Source organism: Sulfurimonas sp. HSL-3221, from assembly GCF_021044585.1.
Taxonomy (GTDB): Bacteria; Campylobacterota; Campylobacteria; order Campylobacterales; family Sulfurimonadaceae; genus Thiomicrolovo; species Thiomicrolovo sulfuroxydans.
The window spans coordinates 53,639-79,046 of the sequence record NZ_CP087998.1 but is presented as its reverse complement, the minus strand read 5'-3'; the positions used below and the strand labels follow the sequence as shown (position 1 = coordinate 79,046).

The following is a 25,408-nucleotide window of genomic DNA, read 5'->3' as shown; positions in this document are numbered from 1 at the left end:
ATGAGCGACCACCACCACTCCCACGATATCAGCGGCACGAAGCTGCTGATCGCCGTCGCGCTCAATATCCTCATTACCCTCGCCCAGCTGGCGGGAGGGCTTATTGCCGGGTCTCTGGCCCTGCTCAGCGACGCCCTGCACAACTTCAGCGACGTCATGGCCCTGCTGATCAGCTGGTTCGCCCACCGCATCTCCCACAAAGAGGCCGACAGCAGCAAAACCTTCGGCTACAAGCGGGCCGAGATCGTGGCCGCGCTCTTCAACGCCTCGGTGCTTGCGGGCATCGGCGTCTATCTCGTCTACGCCTCCGTGATGCGGCTGATCTACCCCGAGCCCGTCCTCTCCTCCTGGCTGATCTGGATGGGGCTGCTGGGCATCGTCGTCAACGGCGGCAGCATCTTCCTGCTCGAATCCGACGCCCGGGGCAATATGAATATCCGCGCCGCCTACCTGCATCTGCTCGGCGACGTGCTCACCTCCGTCGCCGTCGTGCTGGGCGGCGTCGCCATCGCCCTGTGGGAGATTGTCTGGGTCGACCCGCTCATCTCCATCATCATCGCCCTCTACCTCATTGCCGCCTCCGCAGGGCTCATCAAAGAGAGCACGGGGGTGCTGATGCAGTTCGCCCCTGCCGACGTCGAGCTCGACGCCGTCGCCGACACCGTCTGCGGCGATCCCGCCATCGCCGGTATCCACCATGTCCACCTCTGGCGCCTCAGCGACCACGCCGTCCACCTTGAGGCGCACCTGGATTTCGCCGAGGATCTTCCCCTCTCCCGGGTAACGCAAACGGTCGAAGCCCTGGAAAGACAGCTGCAGGAACGCTTCGGCATCACCCACACGACCTTCCAGTGCGAATACGGCCGCGACGACGACAAGCGGCGGATCCGCTAAGCCGACTCACGCGCCGCTCACACTTCTGTGCGATACTACCGTCAAAAGGAGCACTCATGCGGTACTTTCTAGCGATTCTGACCCTCTGTGCGGCGCTCTGGGCAGCGGAGACGGAGGAGATCGACACCCTGATCGATGCGGTCATCAACGCCCCCAAAGAGGAGCGGTTTGAGAAGATGAACGCCTTCAAACTGAAGATGCGCGAGCTTAACCAGCAGCAGCGCAGCGAAGCCCTCGAGGCCCTGCAGAGCCGGATGCAGACGGGCGAGGATGCGGCGGCACCGCAGCGCAAACCTGCGGGCAGCGAAGCCGTCATGCAGCAGCAGATGCGTCAGCAGCTCAAGACGCAGCAGCAAATGCAGCAGATGCAACAACAGCAGATGCATCCCCGCCAGGGTCAGTCGGTAAGATGAAACGGTTACTCCTGATCACGGGGCTGCTCGGCGCCTCCCTCTTCGCGGCTGCCGCAGAACGCGACAGCGATCTTGACGGCGTCGCCGACACCCTGGACCACTGCCCCGGCACCTCTTTTGATATGACGGTGGGCGCGGACGGCTGCCCCGTCGGCAGTGCGGGCACGGAGGTCACTTTTCTTGCGGGGCTTGGAATGAGCTACGCCACCGGGAAATACGGCGGAACGGAGAGCGTCGACTCCCTCTCGACGGACGCGATGGCGGCCGTCTACGCGGGGGACTTTTACGTGACGGGGCTTATCAGCTACTACCACTACGGTACGGCGGACCCGACCGTCGCCGACAGCAAGGACGGCGGCCTCTCCGACACCTTCCTCGGCGCCGGGTACGCCTTCAGCATCACCGACAGTCTCTTTATCACGCCGGGGGTGCACCTCAAGCTCGCCACCGCCGAGGAGGGGACGGGCACCGGCGAGAACGACTGGGGCGGCTCCGTGGTGGGGCTCTACCGTTTTGCGGCGCTCGACGCGTTCGTGCAGTACGGCTATACCGTCACGGGCGACAGCAGTACCGTCAAGTACCCTGACATCGCCTTCGGTTCCGCCGGCGTCACCTTCTACCCCACGCCGGCGAGCAGCGTGAGTTTCTCGTACGACTACTCCGAGTCGTATATCCCGGACACTACGGCGTTGCGCTCCCTCTCCGTGCTGGGGATCTTCCCGCTTTATGATACACTCTCGATAAAGGTGAACTACAGCCTGGGCCTGAGCGATTCGGCCAGCGATCACGCGGCCGGCATCATGCTCTTCGCCCGCTTCTAGGAGGGAGAATGGCGCGGATTCTGCTGCTCGAAGACGATCCGGTACTGGGCGAATCCCTGCAGGATCTGCTCACGCGCAACGGCTTTGAGACCGCCTGGGTGACCGACGGGGAAGCGGCCGCCGACGCGGCCTTCGATGCCCCCTTCGACCTCTACCTCTTCGACATCAACGTCCCGCTGCTGGGCGGCTTCGACCTGCTGAGCGCCCTGCGCGACGCCGAGGACCGCACCCCCGCCATTTTCATCTCCGCCCTGCGCGACATCGACTCGATGACCAAGGGGTTCGCCGCAGGCGCGGAGGATTACCTCAAAAAGCCCTTCGACATCGACGAGCTCCTGCTGCGCATCAAGGCGCGCACCCACCAGCTCGAACGGCAGCTCCGCTACGGGGAGATCACCTTCAACCCGGCTGACGGGCGGGTGAGCAAAAACAACCGCAGCATCGACCTCGGGGAGATCCGTACGGCGATCTTCCGCCTGCTCGTCACCAATGTCGGCCAGACCATCGACAAGAGCGAACTGCTGGAACTGCTGGAGCAGCCCACCGACCAGGCGCTGCGTTTCCATATCAGCCGCCTCAAGCAGCAGCTGGGCATCGACATCACCAACGTCCGCGGCGTGGGGTACCGTCTTGAAAGCCTCTGAAAGAGAATCCTTCTTCAAGAGCCTCGCGCTCTACTTCGTCACCATCGAGATCCTGATCGGTTTCCTGCTCTATCACAACTACCGCGAGGACGTCGGCAGCCTCAAACAGCAGCTATTCCTGGAGATGAAAAACTACAACTTCAATTTCGAGGGCGAAAAGTTCTCCCTCGATTTCGTCCCCAAACAGACGGAAGCCCCCCTGCTGGAACTGCGCGAGGATGCCCGGACGCTCTACGCCCTCTTTCCCCTCCCGGCCAATCAGCGCTACCTGCTCAAGATCTACTACCCGAAAACGGACTTCAAAGCCCAGACCGGCGCACTTCTGGGCCGCTACCTTCTCTTTATGCTTCTGCTCTCGGCCGTCGTCGGGGCGATGGCCTTCGGGTTTGCCCGCTACACCCTCCGCCCGCTGCGCAGCGCCCTGGCCCTGACCGACCGTTTCATCAAGGACATCATCCACGACCTCAATACCCCCGTCAGTGCCATTCTCATCAACACCTCGATGCTGAACCGGGAGGACAAGGCCGTCCGGCGGATCGAAAAGAGCGCCAAACTGATCGGCATGCTCTACCGCAACCTCCAGGAGTACCAGGGCGGCCTGCCGCAGCAGCGCGACACCTTCCGGCTCGACACCCTCATTGCGGAGCGGCTGGCCTTTTTCCGGGATCTCTATCCCGCGCTCACCTTTCATACCGCCCTCTCAGCGACGACGCTGAGCGCCAACCCCGACGCCCTGACGCGGATCGTCGACAACCTCCTCTCCAACGCCTGCAAGTACAACGTCAAAGAGGGGGAGGTAGCGCTGACGCTCTCGGGGGGCACCTTCAGTATCACCAATACCGCCGCGGCGCCCATCCGTTCGCCCCGCAACCTTTTCGACCGTTTCTACAAGGAGAGCGAACGCGGCATCGGTATCGGCCTGCACATCGTCAAAAAACTCTGCGACGAAGAGCGGATCGCCATTGCCGTCACCCAGGCCGAAAAACGTGTCACCTTCACCTGTACCCTCCCCTCCGGACAAACCGAACGTTAGCGTCTGTTATAATAAGCCCGTCAAATCATTCGCCAAGGAGCCCCATGCCGCCGATTTCTCTCCCCGCCATGCCGTTGAAAGGTACATTATGCAGATAGACGGACGCTTCTGGCTGAGAAAGGACGGCAGGAACTTCCTGGGCAACGGGCGCATCGAGCTGCTCGAGAAGATCGCCCAGACCGGCTCCATCCACGCTGCGGCAAAGGCGATGAAGATGAGCTACAAGGCCGCCTGGGAACGGGTCAACGCCATGAACGACATCGCCGACCGCCCCATCATCGAAAAAACGACCGGCGGCCGCGGCGGGGGCGGAACGGTCCTGACCGCCCACGCCTACGAACTCATCGCCACCTATAAGCGGTTCGCGGAGCTGCACCGCGAATTCATCAACCGCTTCGCCGAAGCGGGGGACGACCCCGAGCGGCTCGCCCGCATCCTCTCGCGCACCTTCCTTACGACGAGTGCGCGCAACCAGATCGCCTGCAGCGTCGGGAGCATCACGCCCCACGGGCTGCGTTCCGAACTCCGGCTGCAGCTTCCCGGCGGCGACACCCTCTATTCCGTTATTACCTCGACGTCGGTACGCAATATGGGGCTCGAAGAGGGGGGCGACGCCTACGCCATTATCAAATCCAGCGACGTCGCCATCAGCGTGAGCGCACCGGAAGCTTCAGACGACATCAATGTCCTAAAGGGCAGAATCACCTCCCTGCAGCGCAGCAGCGAAAACGCGGAGATCACCCTCCAGCTCGAAGGGGGCTCCAAACTGATCGGCGTGACGGACCTCGACGCCAGTGACGCCCTGGAAACGTCGATGGAGGCCTACGCCACCGTTGCAAAGAACCACATCATTATCGGCGCCTGAACCGGCGTCACATACCCCCGGAGACTCTCTTTTCTCTAAACCGTTCATTTCCGAACGGCCTTTAACACAAAATTAATATCAGTTGATTATTATTTTCCGTTTCCCATACTTCAGGATTGTTTTAAATGAGGAAGCAGTTTTAACTGGATGAAGAAGCATACCCGTCGACAATTTGGCGATGACAGACGGGTATGTTTGTGTTGTGTTACAACATTTTATTGTGCCATATCCCTATGACGAATCAAATGTTGTTTTTTCCCAATAGGCGCATTTTGGGTACCGAACCCACCCGAGTGCTACCTATGGAATCATCCCGTAGGGGCGCATTGCCTCTGCCGGGATTATCTGTTTGAGGAGAAACGGATGGATTTTATTGGCATGTTTCCGCTCTTTTATTTTCCCGATATCGGCTCCGCCTGGTTGATGGGCATCACCGGAACCATTCACATTCTGGCTTCGCACACCTCCGTCGGTGCCGCGCTGCTCTTCGCATTCCTGGCGCACAAGGCATACAAGGAGAACCGCACCGACCTCTATGACTATATGAAGAAATACGGCATGTTCCTGCTGATCTTCTCCTATGTCATCGGTTCCATCACAGGGCCGGGGATCTGGTATACGGCCACGGCGGCCAGCCCGCGGGGAATCAGCGCGCTGATCCACAACTTCGTCTGGGTCTGGGCCACGGAGTGGGTCTTTTTCATCTATGAGGTCATCGGCGTCTTCGCGCTGGTCTACTTCATCGACAAAATCGACCGCAGAACGCACCTGAAACTGACCTACACCTTCGCACTGGCCTCCGTCGGTACCCTGATGCTCATCATCGGCATCATCAGCTTCATGATGTGGCCGGGCAACGACGCCTTTTATCAGACGGGATCGGCCAGCGACGCGTTCTTCGGCGTCAACACCTTCCCGCATATGTTCCTGCGCATCGGTTTCATGATTATGATAGCCGGTGTCATCGGGCTGATCATCTCCAGCGCGATGAAGAACAAGGAGATCTCCAACGAGCTGACCCGTAAAATGGGCTACGTCAGTCTCCTCGGCGGCTTCCTCGTGCTCTTCTTCTTTATGTGGTACATCAAGACGCTGCCCGAGAGTGCGGATATCCTGCTGGGGATCTATCTCCCCTCGATTCTGACGACGCGCATCATCCTGATCGTCGCGTTTGCGCTCTATTTCCTGCTGGCGATTGTCAAGCCACAGTACATCCACCGCTCCCTGGCGATCGTCATGCTCTTTGTCATCGCTGTCGTCGGCCTTTGGCCGGGTGAAAAACTGCGCGAAAGCCTGCGCAAACCCTATGTCGCCGGACGCTACATCTACAGCAACCAGATTATCAGCCGGGACGTCCCGGGCAAAAACATCAAAGGCGAAGTGGAAATTATCGCCGCAAATGGGCTGCTGCGGGTCAATCCGTGGATCCCGGACCGGCTGCGCACGATCACGCCCGAAAACCGTCTCGAAGCGGGCCAACTGCTGACCAAACTCGCCTGTTCCAACTGCCATGCACTGGAACCGGGCGCCAAGTTCCGCCCGCTGATGGCACGCTTCGCCGGCCAGGACAAAGAGACGATCAAAGCCTTCATGCAGGGATCGCTGGCGACGGGGGCCATCCCCTATATGCCCAAGATCGACCTGCCCGACGCCGAGTTCGACGCGATGGCCGCCTGGATAGCGACCCAAACCAACTAAGGAGATGCCTATGGATGCTACACTGTTAAATACCCTTCGCGACCCCGCAGGGGTCCCGTTCTACCCGGTCGTCTTTCAGGCGCTCTATGTCCTGACATGGGCGCTGCACGCCGCCTTCGTCCTGCTCGCCATCGGCAGTATCACCCTCTCGCTCGCCGGCAGCGGCAAACAGAAGAAAAGCCCCGACTGGAAGCTCCTGACGGGGCATATGATCCAGACGGGCAAGATCAGCATCTCGCTGGCGATTCTACTGGGCATCGCCCCGCTGCTCTTTACCCAGGTTATCTACGACCCTAACTGGTACGTCACCAATGCCCTTTCGGGTATCTGGGTCTTCACGTTCATCTACGCATTGATCGTCGGCTATATGCTCTTCTACTGGTTCTATTACGCCAATAAAAAGGGCGGGGGCAGGACGATCGGCCTGATCAGCTTTGCTTTCATCGTCTTCGCCGGGGTACTGATGCACGTCTTCTCCGTCGAATCCATCCAGCCCAACGAGTGGATGAACTGGTACGCCCCGGGCGGCACGGTCGACACCTCCGGCCTCAACTTCCATATGGATCCGGTACGGCTGCTCTTTATGGTCTCGCTCAGCGCCCCGGTCGTCGGCATCTTTTTGCAGAACTACAGCGACTTCCTGAGTACGCGCAGCGATTTCACGAAAGAGTACATCGCCTTTTCGCGCCGCCTTGGCACGAAAATCGCGACCATCGGTCTTCTGGTGAGCGCCGCGCTCTTCGTCGCATGGATGTTTATGGAGGGGCTACTGTTCAACCCGCTCTCCCTCGCCATCGTCATCTCCGTGTTGCTCCTGCTCGTCATGATCAACGTCGTCAAGCGGAGCTACCTGACGACCCTCTGGCTGGTAGTGGTCGCCCTGCTGATCTCCGGCATGCGCGAGCTGATCCGCTTCCAGATCATGGGCGACCTGGGCTACTCCGTCTATGACTACCCCATGAACATCGACTGGCCCTCCGTCGTCATGTTTCTGCTCACCTTCGTCTTCCTGGGCTTCACGGGCGTCGCGTTCATCGCCACGCTCGCCTGGAAGGCCGGCAAGACCGAAGGGGTCTTCGACGCCAGTAAAGACGCGCTGGTGACCAGACTGGCCAACTCCACGTTCGCCATTTTGATCCTGTGGTGTCTCGTCTACTTCGGCTGGGGTATGTTCACCGTATTCAAAAACAGCTTCGCCTAGCGGGGCATACCGGGCCGCAGGCCCGGACGAACACTCCCGCAGGACAGTCCATTACCCCACGGGGCCGCTCTACACGCCCTGCCTCCTTGTACTTTCAAAGCGTACCGACACGATGCGGCTGTCCGGCCGGAGGGTTTGCAGCCCCCGCGCGACAAAAACAGCACCGTTTAAGACAAAACAAGACAATTTCGTTATATCATTCCAAAAACAACGCAAAATGTTCCGATTTTCGTGGAATGCCAACTGCATCAATCGTTGAAACAGCGTTATATCATTTAAAACATAATGGAGGGAAGCATGAACGTCTTTACAGAGAATGGCACGGCGATCCATGGCTTTAACCAGTGCGGCACCGGGCCGTTTGAAGGAGCCGGCGCCGCCCCGCGTACGGCCGATGCGAAGATCGACTTTGTCTATCCCGAGGTCACCTTCCCCTCCGACGCGCTCTACCGCGCATGGGGCCAAGCAAACATCCGCGACCTCGTCCGGTACCACCACGGCCTGCTGCGCAAGACGGTGCTGGGCGAGATGTTCCCCGATGACGACGACGCCTTTGCCGCCGCCACCGAAAAAGCCGCCGACTTCTTCATTGAGGCCCTCGGCGGACCGAAAACCTTCAGCGATGCCCACGGCCACCCCGCGCTCCGGATGCGCCACCTGCACCTCATCGTGGATGAAAAAGCCCGGGAGATCTGGCTGATGATGTACCGCAAGGCGATGGCGGAGCGTGCCATGCCCGCCGAACACGCCCGGGAGTTCTGGGAGTGGATCGAAGCCCTCTCCATCCGCATGATCAACCGCCGTACGACGGTCACCCCCATCACGCGCTACCCCTATGAACCCCTCGCGGGACGCAAGGCGGCGGAGTAGACAATGCACTCTTTTGCACCAAGCGTTATATCAAATATGATACATGAAAACGACCGCCATCACCGCCTGCAAGCGATGGGTGCGTCCCTGCTGATGCACGCCGCCTTGGTGGGCGCGTTCTTCTACGCACCGCACCCCTCGACGCCCCTCCTCACGGCCGAGCGGCAGACGATGGCGATCTCCCTGGCCGACTATGCGCCGCGTGCCGCAGCTGCGGCCGCCGCGCCGAAAGCGAAACCCCTCCCGGCCACACCGGCTGCACGCCCGAAACCGCCGGTAAAAACGGCAGCGGTGCCGGTACATGAAACGGTCAAGGCCGCGCCCCAGAGCGCTCCCGTTCCCCTCCCCAAAACCCCTGAGATAAAGACACCCGATGACGCGGCTTTATCTGAGGCGTTTGCCTCTCTTCCGTCCCCGCCCGTGGCCCCGGCCTCACACGCGGAAACTTCTCCTCACACACCAAACAATGCGTCAAGCGCTACACCGCTTGCCAACAACAAAAAAGCTGACCCAACCGGGCCGGACGCAACGGTGCTGGGACAGATACGTGCCATGATCGAATCCGCCATCGCCTACCCCGCCGCCGCAAGAAGGCTGCGGCTCGAGGGGGTGGTGACGCTCTCGTTCAAACTTGCTTCCAACGGTACGGTCGCTGCTGCGGAAATCTTACGCAGCAGCGGCAGTACGATTCTGGACCGTAAAGCGTTGCAAACGCTATGGGATCTCAGCGGCGATTTTCCCTCTCTTGAATCGCTGACCCATCTGACGATCCCGATTACCTTCTCACTTTCACACTCTTAGGAACCCACCATGAACAGACTTCTGCTTACCCTCTTTATATCGGTGCTCGTCTTGGTACCCCAGGCGCTTAGCGATATGAAAGAAGATCAGGCGACCGTCAAGAGGGTCTTCGGCTCTTCGCCGCCGATGAACTACCTGCTCTACGCCCTCGCCCCTGACAAAATGATCGGCCTCAACTTCGCGGCCAAGAACCCCTTTAACGGTGCCGATCCCGCCTACCTCGACGCGCGCTTTCTCGCGCTGCCCGTCATCGGCTCGTTCCACGGCAGCGGCAGCCGCATCAACCTCGAGAGTCTCATCGCCGCCCGCCCGGACCTTGTGCTGATCTGGGAAGACGACATGCTCGTGCAGACCGTGACCGACCAGATCACGAAACTGGGCGTTCCGACGATGACCGTACCGTTCCGGCAGATCGACTCAATGCCCGACGCCATGGAACGCGTCGGCGACGCCATCGGCGCGGGCAAACGCGGCCGGGAACTGGCCGACTACACCCGCACGGTCATTGCCGAGATCAACACCTCCCTGGCCGGCACCAAGCCGACACGCTACTACTACGCCGAGGGGCTGGACGGCCTCTCGACGGAGTGCGACACCTCCTTCCACGTCGTCGCCATGAACTTCGCCGGCGGCGAGAACGTCCACAAATGCCGCCAGAGCAACCTGCGCGGGCTGGAGAAGATCAACTTCGAGACCCTGCTGGCCTACGATCCGGAGGTGATCATCGTCCAGCACGCCATGGTCTACGGCGACCTCGTGGAGGACCCGATGTGGCAGCAGCTCCGCGCCGTCAAAGCGGGACGGATATACCTCGTCCCGACGCTGCCGTTCAACTGGGTCGACCGTCCGCCGTCGTTCATGCGCGTCATCGGCATCCAGTGGCTCGCCTCGCTTTTCCACCCCGAGGCGTACGACGTCGATCTGAAAGTGCGCGTTGCCGCCTTTTACAAACTGTTTCTCGGCGTCGACCTGAGCGCGCAAGAGATAGACGACCTGCTGGTGCCCTGACCGGGTCGCGAGCAACCAACAAGCCGCTGCGTTCGACGAAACACGGTCTCTCGGTGCGCAACGAAGAACACAGCATCAATACAGGTATCCGGGCTCTGCCTGGTGCCATGAAGAAACCAAGGAGAATCCACTTGAAACCCGTTTACACCTACCCCCTCGTTGCCGTCATGGCCGCCTCCGCCCTCTGGGCCGACCCCGTTAATATCGAACACATCGTCGTCTCCGACAGCGCGCTGGACGACACCCTCTACCAGGGCGACACCAACGGTTCCGATCAGCGCTTCGAAAAGAAGAGCATCACGACCCTCGGGACCCAGGCAAACATGAACCCCTTTACGGTCATCCAGTACTCCCCTTCGGTCAACTACACCCCCGCCGACACGTCCGGTTCCAACGAACCCTCCTACCACGACCCCATCCGCATCCGCGGCAAATCCCAGTCGGGCCCGGGGGGCGTCTATATGATCAACGGCATGCCGATCTCCAGCAACCCCGGCGGCGGCAAACAGATGCTCGACATGGAGAACGTCGCCTCCATCGACCTGCTCAAAGGGTACCTGCCACCGGAGAAGAACATCGGTTTCTCCAGCCTGATCGGCAAGGTAGACATGAACGTCAACGCGCCGCGGCAGCAGAGCAGCGGTACGCTTTCCCAGGCGTTCGGTTCGGACAGTTTCACCCGCTCCTTTGCACGCTTCGACAGCGGGCAGATGGGGGACGTCCGCCTCTTCGGATCGTTCTCCCACCTCGGATACGACAAGTACAAAGGCGACGGGGAACTTGAGCGCTTCAACGCCATGGCGGGGATCGCCTATACCCCCTCGGAGATGTTCAGCGCGGAAGCCTACGTCATCTACAACAAAGACGATCACCACAACTACTACGCCCTCTCCTATACCGAGGCCCAGGATCTGGAGAGCTACTGGGACAAAGATTTCGCCTCCGCCCGGCCGACGGCGGACAACGACGTCGATTACTACGACTGGAACAAACAGAATTTCGATACGACGGCCGTCCTGGCAACCCTGCAGTTCCGCCCAAGCGCTGACGACACGGTGACAATCAAACCCTACTACAAAACGGACAAGGGGGAGTACTGGAACGCCAGCGTCAACGCGAACCCTGCGAAAAACCGCGTCATCCAGTGGCGGATCGACCATGACCTCTTCGGGGGCGTCGCCGATTACACCCACCGCTTCTCCAAGGCCCTCAAGACGACGCTGGGCTACTGGTACCACAAACAGCAGCCTCCGGGACCGCCGACGGACCGCCTGAAGTACAAATCCGTCGGCGGCGACCTCGTTTTTGACGGGTACGCCTCCCTGGCCGAAACCGGGTACCACACCCTCCAGGCCCCCTTCGCGGAGCTCTCCGGCAGCCTCGGCGGCTTTGACTACAACGCCGGGCTCCAGTACCAGAGCTTCGAGATCGGCTCGCTCAAGAGCTACACCTTCGGTACCGACCTCAACACCAGCCAGAACTACGACACGGCGATCGCCCAGGGCACCCTCGACCCCTGGGCCAGCGTCAAGGCGAAGACCTTCCATACGTGGATCCCGTCGCTCTATGCCGGCTACCGTTTCGATGAACTCAACACGCTCTACGTCTCCTACGCCCGCACCTACGGCTTCGACGTCAACCTCTTCCCGACCTACATCAAGAACCGGGCCAACTTCGTCGCCAAGAACGTGACGCTGCAGCAGCTGTGGAACAAGCTCGAACTCGAAACCTCCGACAACATCGACCTGGGCTACAAGACGATGGTCGGCGGCGTCGCGCTGAACCCGGTGCTCTTCGTCTCCTTCGTCAAGAACAAGCAGGCCAACGTCTACGACCCCGAATACGGCGTCAACTATCCCGCCAACGTCGGCGACGCGATGGGCTACGGCGCAGAGTTCTCCGCTTCGGGTCCGGTCAGCGAATCGCTGGAGTTCATCGCGGGGCTCTCCTACAACAAGTACGCCTTTACGCAGGACTTCAAAAGCTCGCCGACGACGACGATCGACACGGAGGGCAAACAGGTCCCCGACGCGCCGGAGGTCCTGGCCAAGGCGGCGCTCTCCTACAGCGTCGGCGGCTGGATGATCACGCCGAGCGTGCGCTACACCTCCAAACGCTACGGCGACCTCCAAAACAGCCAGACCGTCGACGCCTACACCCTCTTCGACCTTGACGTCGCCTACCGCATCAACGGTTTTCTCGGCAGCAAAAGCGCCGTCTTCCGCCTCAGCGGGACGAACCTGACCGACGAGAAGTACGTGGCGACCATCATCTCCGCGGACAACGTCCTCGCGACGACGGGCACCTCTTCCACCTACCAGACGGGGGCGCCGCTCTCCGTCTTCGGATCGCTGAGTCTGTCGTTTTGACCAGGCGCACCTCATCCTACTGGCTCTTTCTGGGCGGGGGCACCCTGCTGCTCCTGCTGTCGGCGCTGCTGGCCCTCTCCTGGGGCCAGTACCCGATCGCGCCCGAAACGCTGCTCGCCTTTGTCAAGTACAAACTCTTCGGCGGCGCTGTGCAGGAGGAGTTCGCCCTGCTTGAGAACATCCTGTTCCAGATCCGTCTGCCGCGCATCCTTCTGGCTATCCTGATCGGTGCCGCGCTCGCGACGTCGGGCGCCGCTTTCCAGGCGATGTTCGTCAACCCCCTCGTCTCGCCGGGGATCCTAGGCGTCCTCGCCGGTGCCTCCTTCGGCGCCGCACTGGGGATGCTGCTGAGCGAACAGTGGTGGATCGTGCAAGCCCTGGCCTTCGCCTTCGGCTTCGTCGCCGTCGCCTTCGCCGTGATGGTGGGCTCCATGGTGACCAGTTCGCGCTCGACCGTCATGCTCGTGCTCGGCGGGGTCATCAGCGGTTCGCTCTTCACGGCGCTGCTCTCCGTCGTCAAATACGTCGCCGACCCCTACAGCACGCTGCCGGCCATCGTCTACTGGCTGATGGGCTCGCTCAGCATGGCCGAACTCGACGAGGTGCTGCTCGCCGCCGTGCCGATGGGGCTCTCCATCGCGGCACTGCTCGTGATGGGCAAGTATTTCGATCTGCTGAGCCTCGGCGACGAGGAGGCGCGCGCCCTCGGCATCGACGTCAAACGCATCCGCCTGACCGCCATTATCCTGGCGACGCTCGCCTCGTCGCTCTCCGTGGTGATGGCGGGCATCATCGGCTGGGTGGGACTCATCATCCCGCACATCGTCCGTATGGCCGCGGGACCTTCGCATACGCTGCTGCTGCCGCTGAGCGCCCTGGTCGGCGGAGCCTTCATGCTCCTGGCCGATTCCGTCTCCCGCCTGGCGATGAACGTCGAGATCCCCATCGGGATCCTCACCTCGCTCATCGGCATCCCCGTCTTTATCATCGTACTTAAAAACGCGAGGGCCGCATGGAACTGAAACCCGTCTATACCGTTAAAAATCTCTCTTTCGCCTATCCGAAACATTCCGTTCTCGATGGCGTCGATCTTGCCCTCTACCCGGGAGAGGTCGTGAGCCTGCTGGGGCCAAACGGCTGCGGCAAGAGCACCCTGATCCGCCTCATGCTGCGGCTGCTCGAAGGCAAAGGCGACATCCGCCTGCACGGACAACCGCTCTACAACTACAACCACCGCGACATCGCGACGCATGTCGCCTACATTCCGCAGTACCACAACGTCCCCTTCGGCTACAGCGTGGAGGAGATGGTCCTGATGGGGCGGGTATCGAAGCTGGGCTTTTTCGCCCACCCCTCCAGACGCGACCGAGATATCGCCCGCGCCGCGCTGGAGCGCGTCGGCATCGCCGACCTCGCTTCGCGCCCCTTCGGGCAGCTCAGCGGCGGCCAGAAGCAGATGGTGCTGCTGGCGCGCGCCATCGCCCAGGAGGTACGCACCTTCATCATGGACGAACCGGTCAACGGGCTTGATTACGGCAACCAGATGCGCCTGCTGCGGATGATCACGGAGCTGGCGGCAGAGGGCTACACCTTTTTAAAGACGACGCACTATCCCGACCATGCACTGCTGGTCTCCACCAGGGTCATTGTCATGCACGGGGGCAAAATCATCGCGAACGGCGATCCCGATGCAGTTATCACCCCCCGGATGCTGCGCCACGTCTACGACGTCGATGCGGAGGTGATCCGTCACCGTGAACGGGGCTGGTGCGTCCCCCATTTCACTTCCCCATCCCACACCCCATGTTCATAAGGAAAACCATGAAAAAAAACCTTGCCATCACAGGCTTACTCCTCCTGCAGCACGCCGCCACGGCCGACGATACCTATCTGGCCCCCGTCACCGCGACCGATTCGGCCTATTCCCAATTCGCCGAACGCGACGATACGCAGATCGACAGTCCGACCAACCCCTACCGCGTCGCCAAATCCGCCGCCTTCGGCACGGAGGTGATGGATGAGAAGGAGATCAAAGCCTACAAGGCCAAGAACGTCCTCGAACTCCTGAACATGGCGACGGGCCTGGACCTCACCTACCAGGGACGCCGCCACCCCTTCTTTGTCAACATGCGCGGCGGCGGCAGTATCACCTACATCGTCGACGGGGCCATTCTCCCCTCCAGCAGCGACCGGATGCTGCAGCAGCTCCCCGTCAACGCGATCGAATCGATCGAGATCGTCCGCTCGTCGACGGCCCTCTCCCTGGCCCCGTCCATCGGCATCGGCGCCTCGAACAGCGGCTCGGGCCTCAACATCGGTTTCATCGTCATCCGCACCAAACGGCCGAAAACCACCGAAGGGCTTCTCCACGCCTATTACGAACAGGCGATTTCGCAGCCCGCGGCGAACGGGCAGGATATCTACGTCGGGACCCGGCTGGACGAGGGCGCTCCCTACAACAGCTATGTCGGGATGATGGCCTCACGCTACGACCGCCCGAGCAAAGATTCGTGGTTCGACGGCAGCCGGGCCGTGTCGGGGATGGTCAACGGCGGCCTCACCCTCGGGAAACTCTCGCTGAACATGATGGGCTACATCGACAGCGGCCGCTTCGAAATGCAGCGCGGCGTCGCCGTCGACGGCACAACCGACAGCGCGAAATGGTACTACGATCCTGTCCAGACCCGCATCTTCTCCCTGGACGGCAATGTCCTCTGGAACGAGAACCAGATCACGCTCTTCTCCGCGGCGACGATCGCGTACGACCAGGAGGAGCACAACGAATATTTCAACAGCGCCGTGGCGTCGCAGCGTCACTACGAGGAGAAGACCCAGACCCTGAGCCTCCGGCACAACGCCCGCTTCGGCGACACCACCGTGCATCTCGGCGGACAGTCGACCCAGAGCAAAGGGTTCGGTCCCAACCTCTCCAAGGCCTACAACAGCTACAACACGACGGTGAACGGCTACTCCGTCGCCGCCGAACACTCCCTGTTCGACGGGATGCTCTGCCTCGACGCCGGCTACCGCTACGACGTCAAGCACATCAACCACGCCACGGCGGCCAAAAGCGAAGCACTGGCGACGCCGGATGCCAACAGCAATACGGACCTTCCCGCCGCCAACGTCTATACGGCGGGTGTGCTCTATAACATCGCAAAAGGGTACCGCCTGAGCGCGCGCTACTTCTACGGCAATGAAGGGACCTCCGGGGATTTCGACCTGATGACCGAAGACAACGCGACGCTCCACGGCGAACGGCAGCAGCGCTGGGAGATCGGTTTCGAGGCGGGCATCGCCCGCGCCTTCGTCCCGGCGCTCACCTATTTCGATGTCGCCATCGACAATGAAAAAACCGCGACGGGCAGCACCTACACCGACAGCGACGGCAACGAGTACTACTACTACACCGAGCAGGATTCCCACCGCAAGGGGGTCGAATTTCTCCTCAAAGGGCGTATCGGCAACACGACGAGCTACCGCTTCGCATGGACCCACATCATCGAGAATTCGACGACGTCCGGGGGCGTGACCACGGAGAGCCTCGGCGCCACGATGCCGCGCAACACCTTCAGCGCCCTGCTGAGCCACGCCTACGAGGCCTACCGTTTCAACGTCTCGGCCAAACGCGTCGACGGCTACTCCAGCTCACGCAGCCCGAAAGGGACCATGACAGGCCTGGACCTGGGGGACTATACCCGTGTTGACGCCAACATCGCCCGCGACTTCGTTTTCGGCGGCGCAACCGCCACCGCCAAGCTCTACGGGCGCAACCTGACCGACGACCACTACGCGACCCGCTACGTCACCGGCTACTACTACGACCGCGGACGGACCCTCGGGGCCGAAATCGCCTTCGCTTTTTAGGAGAAACCATGCGCTTTACCACACCCCTACTCCTGATGTCACTGCTGATGGGGACCCTCCTCGGCGGGAGGGAGATCACCGACATGCTCGGGCGCGACGTCGTCGTTCCCGCCGATCCCCAAAAGGTCTATGCCCCCTCGCCGTACGGTTCGTATGCGCTCTACGCCATGGACCCCGCGCTGCTGGCGGGCTGGATCTTCACGATCGACGCGCGCGCCTACCCCTACCTTGACCCGCGGATGCGGACGCTCCCCGTCCTCGGCCGGGTCTTCGGCCCGGGCCAGTCCGCGAACCTGGAGATCCTGCTCGCGCAGCAGCCGGACCTGCTGCTTATGTGGTCGCACCGCGACGCGTTCACGCAGAAAGAGGCCGAGCGCCTGCGTCTGCTCAACACGCCCGCCGTCTATGCCAAAGACGAGGCGCTGACCGATTATGCGGCCATTTTCCGTTTCCTGGGCAGTGCCCTCGGCCTGCCCGAACGGGGCGAAGCCCTGGCGCGCTACAGTGAGAACGTGTTCGCACAGGCCGAGCAGACCCTGGCCGAGATCCCGAAGGCGGCGCGCCCCAGTGTCTACTACGCGGAGGGCCTGGACGGCCTCTCCACCGAATGCGACGATGCCATCCACGTGCAGCTGCTCAAGCTCGCCGGCGACGTCAATGTCCACCGCTGCCACACCTCCAACCACAAGGGGCTGGAGAAACTCTCCATGGAGACCCTGCTGCAGTACGACCCCGACGTCATCCTCGTACAGGAGCAGACCTTCTTCGAGCGCATCGGCACCCATCCGTCGTGGCAGCACCTCCACGCGGTGCAGAAAGGGCAGGTCTACCTTATCCCCCGGCTCCCCTTCAACTGGTTCGACCGTCCCCCCTCTTTCATGCGCCTGCTCGGACTGCAGTGGGTGATGGCGACCCTCTACCCGGGGCAGTACGGCGAGGATATCCGCGAGACGACCCGCGCCTTTTACCGCCTCTTCCTCAACGTCTCCCTGACGCCCGAACAGCTGACGACCATTCTGAACGGAGCCCTCCATGAAAACCGTCTCTAACCTCGCGCCCCTTCGGCCCTCCGGCATCACACGGGTGATGCTCCTGCTGCTGGCAGCCTGCGTCACCCTCTGGGGCCGGGTGGTCACGGACGATTTCAACCGTACGGTCGAAGTGCCGGAGACGGTACGTTCCGTCTATGCGACGCACCCGCCCCTCACCATGAGCCTGCTGGCCTTCGATCCCCGGCTCGTCGCCGCTCTCAACTTCCCCTTCACCGACGCGCAGAAGCCCTATGCCGGGGCGGCGGCGCAGCGGCCGGTCGTCGGCGGCTTCTTCGGCCAGGGGCAGACGCCCAACATGGAGCTGCTGCTGCAGGTCAGACCCGACGTCATTCTGATGTGGGGGGATATGACCGGTGCCGACCGCATCCTCGCAAAGCTTGAAAAGCTCGGCATCCCCGTCCTGATGGTCCGCAACAGCACCCTCGGCGACCTCATCGGGCAGTTCCGGCTCTTCGGGACGCTCTCGGGCGACACGGCACGCGCACAGACGCTGATGCGCTACACCAAAGAGAGCCTGGGGCTGCTGGAACAGTACCGCACGCAGCTCGCCGCCGCGAAAAAAGTACGCTACTACTTCGCCGAAGGCCTCGACGGCCTCTCAACGGAGTGCCCGGGATCGTTCCACATACGCCCCTTCGATTTCGCCAGGGCGCAGAACGCCCTCGTTTGCACGATGAGCTCCAACTACGGCATGGAAAAGGTGAGCATGGAGAGTGTCATGCGCGCCGATCCTGACGTCATCGTGGCGATGGAACCCCAGTTCGTTGCCCATGCCCAAAAAGATCCCCTCTGGCGCAGCCTCCGGGCGGTCAAAACGGGGCGGCTGTTCCTGGTGCCGGCGCACCCCTACAACTACATTACCCGTCCCCCTTCCTTCATGCGGCTCATGGGCATCCGCTGGCTGATGCAGCAGTTCTACCCGGGGCTGCTCAAGGAGGATGAACAGGCCCGCTTCGAAGCGATCTTCTTCCCCCACTACAAGGAGACAGACCATGCTTACTGACAAACTGCTCGGCATCGCCGTGATCGGGATCGACCCCGTGCTGTGGGTGCTGCTCGCGATGAGCAGCGTCTCGCTCTTCGTCATCGCCGAGCGGCTCCTCGCCTTCCGCACCCTTGAAGCCGACGCCTCCGCCTACCCCGAGGCGCAGCTGCGCCTCAAACTTGAAAAGCGGCTGGGCATTCTGGCCACCTTCGGCAACAACGCCCCCTTTATCGGCCTTTTCGGCACGGTGCTCGGGGTCATCAACGCCTTTCACACCCTGGGCGCGGACGCCTCCTTCGGGGTCAACGCCGTGATGGGCGGGATCTCCGAGGCGCTTGTCGCGACGGCAACGGGGCTCTTTGTGGCGATTCCCAGCGTCATGGCCTACAACTACTTCGTGCGCCGCATCAAAACGGTCCTGCTCAAACGGGAGACGGGGGCATGAGCGCGTCGGCGATGGAGGAAGATCAGGAGATCAGCGAGATCAACATGACCCCCTTCGTGGACATTGTGCTCGTCATCCTGATCATCTTCATGGCGACGGCGACCTTCGTCGCCCAGGGGAAGATCCCGGTCACCCTTCCCAAAAGTTCGGCGCAGGCGGGGCAGAAAGAGCCCAAAAAGCCGACGGTGATCACAATCGAAGAGAACGGCCGCTACCACCTCAACGATGCGGAGGTGAGCGAAACGCAGCTGCGCACGCGGCTGCAGGAGCTCAACGCGACCCAGCGTGCCGTGGGGGTCATCGTGCGCAGCGATGCACAGACCCCCTTCGCATTCGTGGTGAAGGCGATCGACTGGTGCAAAAGCGCCGAGGTGAGCACATTCGCCATCCAGACCCAGCAGGAGCAGCCCCGATGAGAGCGCAGTACCGTTTCGTCACGGCATTGACCGTGACCACCACGATTCACGCGGCGATCGCGGGGGCGCTGATACAGACCGAACTCCCCGAACCCGCCGGCCGCGAGGCCGTGAAGATCGCCGTGGTCGATATCAGCACCCCCGAGCCGGAGGCCCCCAAACCCGTTGCACCGACGCCGAAGCCCCCGGCCCCGCCAATAAAAAAGCCGCTGCCGCCGAAAGTAGTGCCCAAACCGAAACCGGTGGCTAAACCGGTAGTGAAACCGTTGCCAAAACCGAAGCCTACACCGGCACCGGTAACGCCGTCCAAATCCGCATTAACCGCGGTGCCGCTGCCCAAACCGCCCGAAACACCGCAGGCTGCCCCGGCGGAAACGTCCGAAGCACCGGTCAGCGAGCCCGCGCCCCCTTCGGCATCCGCACAGCGCCGGCAGGCGGCCGAGAGCTATCTGGGAAGGGTACGCCAGAAGGTGCAGGCCTGCCTGTGCTACCCGATGACGGCCAGGCGGCTGCGGCTCGAAGGCGAATCGCGGCTGCGGTTCATTATCCTCAGCGACGGCAGCATCAACGCCCTGGCCCTGCAACGTTCCAGCGGCCACCGCACCCTGGACGAACAGGCACTGGCGACGATCCGCAACGCCGCACCCTTCGAGGCACCGCCGGAAGGGAAGGCGCTGAGCATCGTCCTTCCGGTCACCTTCAACCTCCGGCACGGCGGCTGATCGCGATCGCAGATCGTTATATCTATATTGACATAAAGGAAAAAACCATGAATGCGACCCATTCCAAAAAACACAAAGGCGCCGGCGACCCTTCCGGCTTTGATGCCATCGTCAGGGAGGTCTTCGCCCCCATCTACCCGGTCATCGCGTCGCAGATTATTCAACAGACGCAGACAACCCGGGGCGTCTGTCTCGATGCCGGCTGCGGCACAGGTGCACTGGGACGGGCCATGGCGCGACTGAGCGGATGCGAGGTCACCTTCTTCGACCAGAGCGAAAAGATGCTCGAATTTGCCCGCGGCTACGCCGACGCGGAGGCCATTACGGCGCGCAGCCGTTTCCTCCAGGGCGATATCCACGACATCCCGCTCCCCTCGGAAAGCGTCGATCTCGTCATCAGCCGGGGTTCCTCGCCCTTCTGGGATGACCAGAAACGGGCCTACAGCGAAATTCTCCGCGTGTTGCGCCGCGGCGGCCGTGCCTATGTGGGCGGCGGATTCGGCAGCGCGGAACTGCGCGAGCAGATCGTCAGCACGATGCTCGAGCGCGAACCGAATTGGGAAGAGCGTTTCAAACACCGCTCGAAAGCCATGCGCGATGCGCTGCCGCAGATCCTCGAACGGCTGCAGCCCGCCTCCTTCGAGATCATTAACGACGAGAGCGGCTTTTGGGCCCATATCTGCAAGTAGAGGGGCTCTGATGCACATCGGTTTATTTTGCCTCGCCGAAGACTACAGCGGCGACACGGCGCAGAGCCTGCATGAACAGCTTCGTCTCGTCGAGGCGGCGGAGCGGCTCGGGTTTGACGAGGCGTGGTTCGGCGAACACCATTTCAACAACTTCAGCGTCATTCCCGACCCGGCACTGATGCTCGCCTACGCCGCGGCGCGTACGCAGCACATCCGGCTCGGCACCGCGGGCTTCCTGGCCCCCTTCTACCATCCCGTCCGACTGGCCGAAAGCATCGCCGTCCTCGACAACCTGAGCGGCGGCCGCATCAACGCCGGCTTTGCCAAGGGAGGGTTCGCCCCGGACACCCGCCACTTCCTGCAGCAAAAAGAGGAGCTGCGCAGCATTATGTTCGAGACCGTTGAAGCCGTCGAACTTCTCCTGCAGCGCAGGGGCGTTGATTTCGAAGGCGACTTCCTCCAGATTCGCAACAGCACGGTGACGCCGAGACCCCTCCAGAAGCAGCTCCCTTTTTACGTGGCGACCTTCGCGTCCGAGGCGACGATCCACTTTGCCGCGACGCACGGCTACGGCCTGATGATGTCGCAGGGGGCGACGCTGCGCGACTGCGTCGAGGCGCAGAACTTCTACCGCATGGTCGCCGGGCACGACCCGGAGATGATCGTCATGCGCGTCTTTGCCGTCGCGGACAGCGACGCCGAGGCGCAGCGCGCCGCCCTGCCGGCCATCGACCACTTCGTCAAATGCATGCGTGCCGCCCAGCGGGAGCAGCCTCAGCCCGGTTTCGACGCCGAAAACTATGAAGCGCTGCTGCGGGAGCGGAGCGCCTTTTTCGACGGGCAGGCCTTCTTTGAGAATGCCATTCTCGGCAACCCCGACACCTGCATCGCCCGGATCGATGCCCTGACCCGCGCACTGCCCAACCTCCATCTCTCCCTCAAACCCGCGGGCCGGGATGCCGACACCGATATCGCCATGCTCGAACGCTTCAATGCCGAGATCAGACCCCATTTCAATCCAGGAGTATCTTTATGAAACAAAACCCGCGTCTTTCCACCTTGCTTGCGGCGCTGCTTGCGCCTGCCCTTCTCTGTGCGGAGAGCTTCGAGCTCGGCCAGGTCTCCGTCACCGCCGACCCGCTGCTCTCGGAGATCTTTAACGACCGGGTGGACGCCGAACAGATCGACATCTACGGCGACACCACGGTTTCCGAAGCCCTTACCCGTATGACGGGGGTGGCATTCTACTCCCGGGGCGGCCGGGCCGAGACGGATATCAGTATCCGCGGTTTCGATTCGCGCCGCATCGGCGTCTTTTACGACGGCGTGCCCATCTACGTCCCCTATGACGGCAATATGGACTACACCCGCTACCTGACAACCAACATCGCTGACATTGACGTCTATAAAGGCTTCTCCTCGACGGCCTTCGGCGCCAATACGATGGGTGGGGTCGTCAATATCGTCTCCAAAAAGCCAAGCCGCCCCTTCGAAGGCACCGTCTTCGCTCAGGGGTCGATCGACAGCAGCGGCGACCAGACGGGTACCATGGTCGGCGGGAACATCGGCATCCGCGAACCGCACTACTACCTGCAGCTCTCCGCGACGGGCAAGCACCGTGATCACTCCCGTCTGCCCGAAAGCTACGACGCGACCCCGGTCCAGCCCGAGGGCGACCGGCTCAATTCCGCCTCCGACGACCGCCAGGTCAGCGCCAAATACGGCTACCTGCTTGACGGCGGCGAAGTCGCCCTTGGCTATATGTACCAGCACGCGACCAAGCAGCAGCCTACTGTCACCGACCCCGTCTACGGCCGTGAAAAGTACTGGGACTGGCCGAAATGGGATATGCAGAGCCTCTACGCCGTCGGGAAGCACACCCTCTTCGGCGGGCTCTTCAAAGCGACGGCCTACTACACGGAGTACGAAAGCAAGCTCTACTCCTACGACGACATCAACCTGACGACGATGAACAAAAAGTTCGCCTGGAAATCCAACTACAAGGAGTCGACCTACGGCCTCCGGGCGGAGTTCACCGTCGACGCGGCGGGCAACCGGCTCACCCTCTCATCAAACTACAAACATGACCACCATAAAGGGTACGACATCGACAAGGTGACCAACGCCAGTACCCTGGGGGAGGAGTTCGAGGATACGACCCTCTCCTTCGGCGTGGAGGACAGCTACCGCTTCGCGGAGCGCTTCACCCTTGTCGCGGGCATCGGCTATGACGTCAAATCCTCCGACTACATCAGCGACCCGACGATCGACGACAAGAAAGACGAATCGGCCTGGAACCCGGAGGCGGCCTTCATCGCGGAGCTTGCCCCCAAACAGACCCTCCGCCTCAGCGTGGCCCAAAAGACCTATTTCCCCTCGATGAAAGAGCGCTACTCCTACAAGCTCGGCTACGGGGTACCCAACGGCGACCTGAAACCGGAGATGACGACCCACAGCGAACTCGCCTACAAGGGCGTCTTCAACGATGCGTGGATCGCGGAGGCGGCCGGCTTCTACCTGGTGACGGAGGATTACATCCAGGCCGTCTACTATGACACCTTGGACGGTGTCAACCGCACGCAGAACCAAAACATCGGCACCTTCTACCGTTCGGGGGCGGAGCTCGCCCTCTCCTACATTGCCGACGTTTACGAAGCGGGGGCGAATGCCACTTTCCTGAAAATCGGCAGCGCCTCTTCCGACAAGCCCATCGGCGTACCGACGCGCGAATACAACCTCTTCACCCGCGTCTTTTTCGCCCCGAATCTGAGCGGCCTCGTCACCCTCCACGGCCAGAGCGGTGCCTACGGGCAGCTGGCCGACAGCAGCTACGAGAAACTGGGCGACGTGCAGACGATCGACGCGAAGGTGACCTACCTGCCGATCACCTCCGTCGCGGTCGAAGTCGGCGTCAAAAACATGGCGGACAAACTGAACTATTACGACGACGGCTATCCGGAACCGGGGCGGGAGTTCTACGGCAGACTCACGTACAGCTTCTGATGCGCCGCCTTTTCCTGACCGTGCTATTTTCGGCGGCACTGCTTCACGCGGAACCGGTGCCGCCGCTGCGCGTCGCCGTCATTGGCGGGATGACCATGAGCGGCATGTGGCAACAGATCGCCGCCGCCTTTGAGGCCGCCCGCGGCATCCCTGTCGACGTCGTCGTCAGCGGCCCCAAATCGGAGCTCGACGCCTACTGCAGAGAGCACCCCGTCGACCTGGTGACGATGCATGCCAGCGACACCATCACCGACCTGGCCGCCGACGGCCTCTTCGAGCAGCTCACCCCCTGGACGCGCAACGCACAGATGCTCCTGGGCCACCGCAGCGATCCCGCCGGGCTGACCGGGGCCGGGAACCTGCAGGAGGCGCTGGCGAAGCTCGCTGCCTCGGAGGCCCCCTTCCTCGTCCATGCGAGCGGCGGCACCTTCGAAGTGTTCAACGCGCTGCGCACGAAACAGGGGTGGCGCATGCCGCCGGAGCAGCTCCGTTTCACCCCCGCCAAACGCGGTTTCCTCAAGGAAACGGCGGCGTTGAAGGGGTATACGCTTTACGGCGTCATCCCCTTTTTGATGCACAAACAGCACCATCCCCAGATCCTGGGCTTCTATTTCGACGATCCCGCCCTGCGGCGCCCCTACCTGGCGGCCATCGGCAGCCAAGGGCGGCTCAGCGCCGCCCGTCACGCCCGTGCCGAGGCACTGCTGGCCTTTCTGACGTCGCCGCAGGCACAGGGCATACTGAAGGATTTCCGCATCGACGGCCACCCGGGCTACCCGGTCTTTTACCCCCTCACCCCCAACCAAGGAGATAATGATGTTTCTCGAACCCATTGATTTTGCCACCATGTACAAGGCCCACAAGCTCGCCACCGACTTCAAAGGCAAAAGCGCGGACGAATGGAACGCCAAGGCCGCGGACATGGCGCCGCGCATGGTCAACAGCCCCTACGTCGACACCTTCCTCTCGAAGATGGAGCTGGATGCGGACGACGTCGTACTCGATATCGGCTGCGGGCCCGGCACCCTGGCCCTCGCCCTGGCCAAAAAGGTCAAGAAGGTCATCGCGATCGATTACGCCGAACAGATGCTCGAACAACTACGCCTCTACGCCGAACGCGAAGGGATCACCAATATCGAAACGCACCGGCTGAGCTGGGAAGATGACTGGAGCGCGCTGCCGCAGGCCGACATTGCCGTCGCGTCGCGCAGCCTGGAAGTCGGCGATATCGAAACGGCCCTCGCGAAGATGACGCGCCACGCCGCGAAGGCCTGCTACCTCACCTACAAGGCCGGCGGCAGCTACGTCGATCTGGAGATCCTCGAGTTCATCGGCAGGCAGATCACCCCGAAGCCCGACTTCTGGTACATCCCGCTGATCCTCTACCAAAAAGGGCTGCTGCCGCGCATCGACTACATCGAGACCGAACAGGGCAGCATCAACAGCGGCAGCGCCGACGCCTTCGTCACCTCCCTGCGCTGGAGCCTCGGCAGCCTCACCGGCGACGAGGAGGAGAAGGCGTACCACTACTACGACAAGGTCGTCGCCAAAACCAACCGCCACCCCCGCCCTTTCAACTGGGCCTTCGTCGCCTGGGAGACGGCGCACTGAG

At 61.9% G+C, this 25,408-nt stretch carries 25 protein-coding genes; all 25 read left to right on the top strand.

Annotated features, from left to right (window positions below):
- The 25 genes from LOH54_RS00390 to LOH54_RS00270 all read left to right on the top strand — a co-directional run bounded on the left by LOH54_RS00390 (position 1) and on the right by LOH54_RS00270 (position 25,407).
- On the top strand, positions 1-894 hold the full coding sequence (locus LOH54_RS00390) for a cation diffusion facilitator family transporter (protein WP_231019612.1): 894 nt from the start codon (positions 1-3) through the stop codon (positions 892-894).
- A gap of 56 nt (positions 895-950) precedes the next feature.
- On the top strand, positions 951-1,307 hold the full coding sequence (locus LOH54_RS00385; protein WP_231019611.1) for a hypothetical protein: 357 nt from the start codon (positions 951-953) through the stop codon (positions 1,305-1,307).
- On the top strand, positions 1,304-2,128 hold the full coding sequence (locus LOH54_RS00380; RefSeq protein WP_231019610.1) for a hypothetical protein: 825 nt from the start codon (positions 1,304-1,306) through the stop codon (positions 2,126-2,128). Before LOH54_RS00385 ends, LOH54_RS00380 begins: the two co-directional genes overlap by 4 nt.
- Before the next feature lie 8 nt (positions 2,129-2,136).
- A complete protein-coding gene (locus LOH54_RS00375; protein WP_231019609.1) occupies positions 2,137-2,772 on the top strand; it encodes a response regulator transcription factor in 636 nt (211 codons plus the stop codon).
- Positions 2,759-3,805 carry a sensor histidine kinase gene (locus LOH54_RS00370; protein ID WP_231019608.1) on the top strand — a complete coding sequence of 349 codons (1,047 nt, stop codon included), beginning with the start codon at positions 2,759-2,761 and terminating at the stop codon, positions 3,803-3,805. Before LOH54_RS00375 ends, LOH54_RS00370 begins: the two co-directional genes overlap by 14 nt.
- An 88-nt stretch (positions 3,806-3,893) precedes the next feature.
- Positions 3,894-4,670, top strand: coding sequence for a TOBE domain-containing protein (locus LOH54_RS00365; RefSeq protein ID WP_231019606.1), 777 nt, complete (start codon positions 3,894-3,896; stop codon positions 4,668-4,670).
- A 363-nt stretch (positions 4,671-5,033) separates the two neighbouring features.
- Positions 5,034-6,368 (top strand): cytochrome c, encoded by a 1,335-nt coding sequence (locus tag LOH54_RS00360; protein ID WP_231019605.1) that lies wholly within the window; start codon positions 5,034-5,036, stop codon positions 6,366-6,368.
- Between the two features lie 10 nt (positions 6,369-6,378).
- Positions 6,379-7,569, top strand: a complete 1,191-nt coding sequence (locus LOH54_RS00355; RefSeq protein ID WP_231019604.1) for a hypothetical protein — start codon at positions 6,379-6,381, stop codon at positions 7,567-7,569.
- Between the two features lie 297 nt (positions 7,570-7,866).
- Positions 7,867-8,439: a globin domain-containing protein gene (locus LOH54_RS00350; protein ID WP_231019603.1), complete on the top strand. Its 573-nt coding sequence runs from the start codon at positions 7,867-7,869 to the stop codon at positions 8,437-8,439.
- Positions 8,440-8,475: 36 nt separating this feature from the next.
- On the top strand, positions 8,476-9,240 hold the full coding sequence (locus LOH54_RS00345; protein WP_231019602.1) for a TonB family protein: 765 nt from the start codon (positions 8,476-8,478) through the stop codon (positions 9,238-9,240).
- Positions 9,241-9,249: 9 nt separating this feature from the next.
- Positions 9,250-10,248: an ABC transporter substrate-binding protein gene (locus LOH54_RS00340; RefSeq protein WP_231019601.1), complete on the top strand. Its 999-nt coding sequence runs from the start codon at positions 9,250-9,252 to the stop codon at positions 10,246-10,248.
- Positions 10,249-10,379: 131 nt separating this feature from the next.
- Positions 10,380-12,617 (top strand): TonB-dependent receptor, encoded by a 2,238-nt coding sequence (locus tag LOH54_RS00335; protein WP_231019600.1) that lies wholly within the window; start codon positions 10,380-10,382, stop codon positions 12,615-12,617.
- The gene (locus tag LOH54_RS00330; RefSeq protein WP_231019598.1) at positions 12,614-13,639 is read left to right on the top strand and encodes a FecCD family ABC transporter permease; all 1,026 of its coding nucleotides are present in this window, start codon (positions 12,614-12,616) and stop codon (positions 13,637-13,639) included. Before LOH54_RS00335 ends, LOH54_RS00330 begins: the two co-directional genes overlap by 4 nt.
- On the top strand, positions 13,630-14,430 hold the full coding sequence (locus tag LOH54_RS00325) for an ABC transporter ATP-binding protein (protein ID WP_231019597.1): 801 nt from the start codon (positions 13,630-13,632) through the stop codon (positions 14,428-14,430). Before LOH54_RS00330 ends, LOH54_RS00325 begins: the two co-directional genes overlap by 10 nt.
- Positions 14,431-14,438: 8 nt before the next feature.
- Positions 14,439-16,484 carry a TonB-dependent receptor plug domain-containing protein gene (locus tag LOH54_RS00320; protein ID WP_231019596.1) on the top strand — a complete coding sequence of 682 codons (2,046 nt, stop codon included), beginning with the start codon at positions 14,439-14,441 and terminating at the stop codon, positions 16,482-16,484.
- 8 nt (positions 16,485-16,492) lie between these two features.
- On the top strand, positions 16,493-17,533 hold the full coding sequence (locus LOH54_RS00315; RefSeq protein ID WP_231019595.1) for an ABC transporter substrate-binding protein: 1,041 nt from the start codon (positions 16,493-16,495) through the stop codon (positions 17,531-17,533).
- The gene (locus LOH54_RS00310) at positions 17,517-18,539 is read left to right on the top strand and encodes an ABC transporter substrate-binding protein (protein WP_231019594.1); all 1,023 of its coding nucleotides are present in this window, start codon (positions 17,517-17,519) and stop codon (positions 18,537-18,539) included. Before LOH54_RS00315 ends, LOH54_RS00310 begins: the two co-directional genes overlap by 17 nt.
- Positions 18,529-18,966 (top strand): MotA/TolQ/ExbB proton channel family protein, encoded by a 438-nt coding sequence (locus LOH54_RS00305; RefSeq protein WP_231019593.1) that lies wholly within the window; start codon positions 18,529-18,531, stop codon positions 18,964-18,966. The genes LOH54_RS00310 and LOH54_RS00305 overlap by 11 nt, the downstream gene beginning before the upstream one ends.
- Complete coding sequence (locus LOH54_RS00300; protein ID WP_231019592.1) at positions 18,963-19,382, top strand: ExbD/TolR family protein; 420 nt, start codon at positions 18,963-18,965, stop codon at positions 19,380-19,382. Before LOH54_RS00305 ends, LOH54_RS00300 begins: the two co-directional genes overlap by 4 nt.
- Positions 19,379-20,104, top strand: coding sequence for an energy transducer TonB (locus tag LOH54_RS00295; RefSeq protein ID WP_231019590.1), 726 nt, complete (start codon positions 19,379-19,381; stop codon positions 20,102-20,104). The genes LOH54_RS00300 and LOH54_RS00295 overlap by 4 nt, the downstream gene beginning before the upstream one ends.
- 47 nt (positions 20,105-20,151) lie before the next feature.
- Entirely contained in the window at positions 20,152-20,793 is a 642-nt protein-coding gene (locus LOH54_RS00290; protein ID WP_231019588.1) for a class I SAM-dependent methyltransferase, read from the top strand.
- Between the two features lie 10 nt (positions 20,794-20,803).
- Positions 20,804-21,829 (top strand): LLM class flavin-dependent oxidoreductase, encoded by a 1,026-nt coding sequence (locus LOH54_RS00285; protein WP_231019587.1) that lies wholly within the window; start codon positions 20,804-20,806, stop codon positions 21,827-21,829.
- Complete coding sequence (locus LOH54_RS00280; RefSeq protein ID WP_231019586.1) at positions 21,826-23,796, top strand: TonB-dependent receptor plug domain-containing protein; 1,971 nt, start codon at positions 21,826-21,828, stop codon at positions 23,794-23,796. The genes LOH54_RS00285 and LOH54_RS00280 overlap by 4 nt, the downstream gene beginning before the upstream one ends.
- Positions 23,796-24,632, top strand: coding sequence for a substrate-binding domain-containing protein (locus LOH54_RS00275; protein ID WP_231019585.1), 837 nt, complete (start codon positions 23,796-23,798; stop codon positions 24,630-24,632). Before LOH54_RS00280 ends, LOH54_RS00275 begins: the two co-directional genes overlap by 1 nt.
- Positions 24,613-25,407, top strand: a complete 795-nt coding sequence (locus LOH54_RS00270) for a class I SAM-dependent methyltransferase (protein WP_231019584.1) — start codon at positions 24,613-24,615, stop codon at positions 25,405-25,407. Before LOH54_RS00275 ends, LOH54_RS00270 begins: the two co-directional genes overlap by 20 nt.
- The last annotated feature ends 1 nt before the right edge of the window (position 25,408 follow it).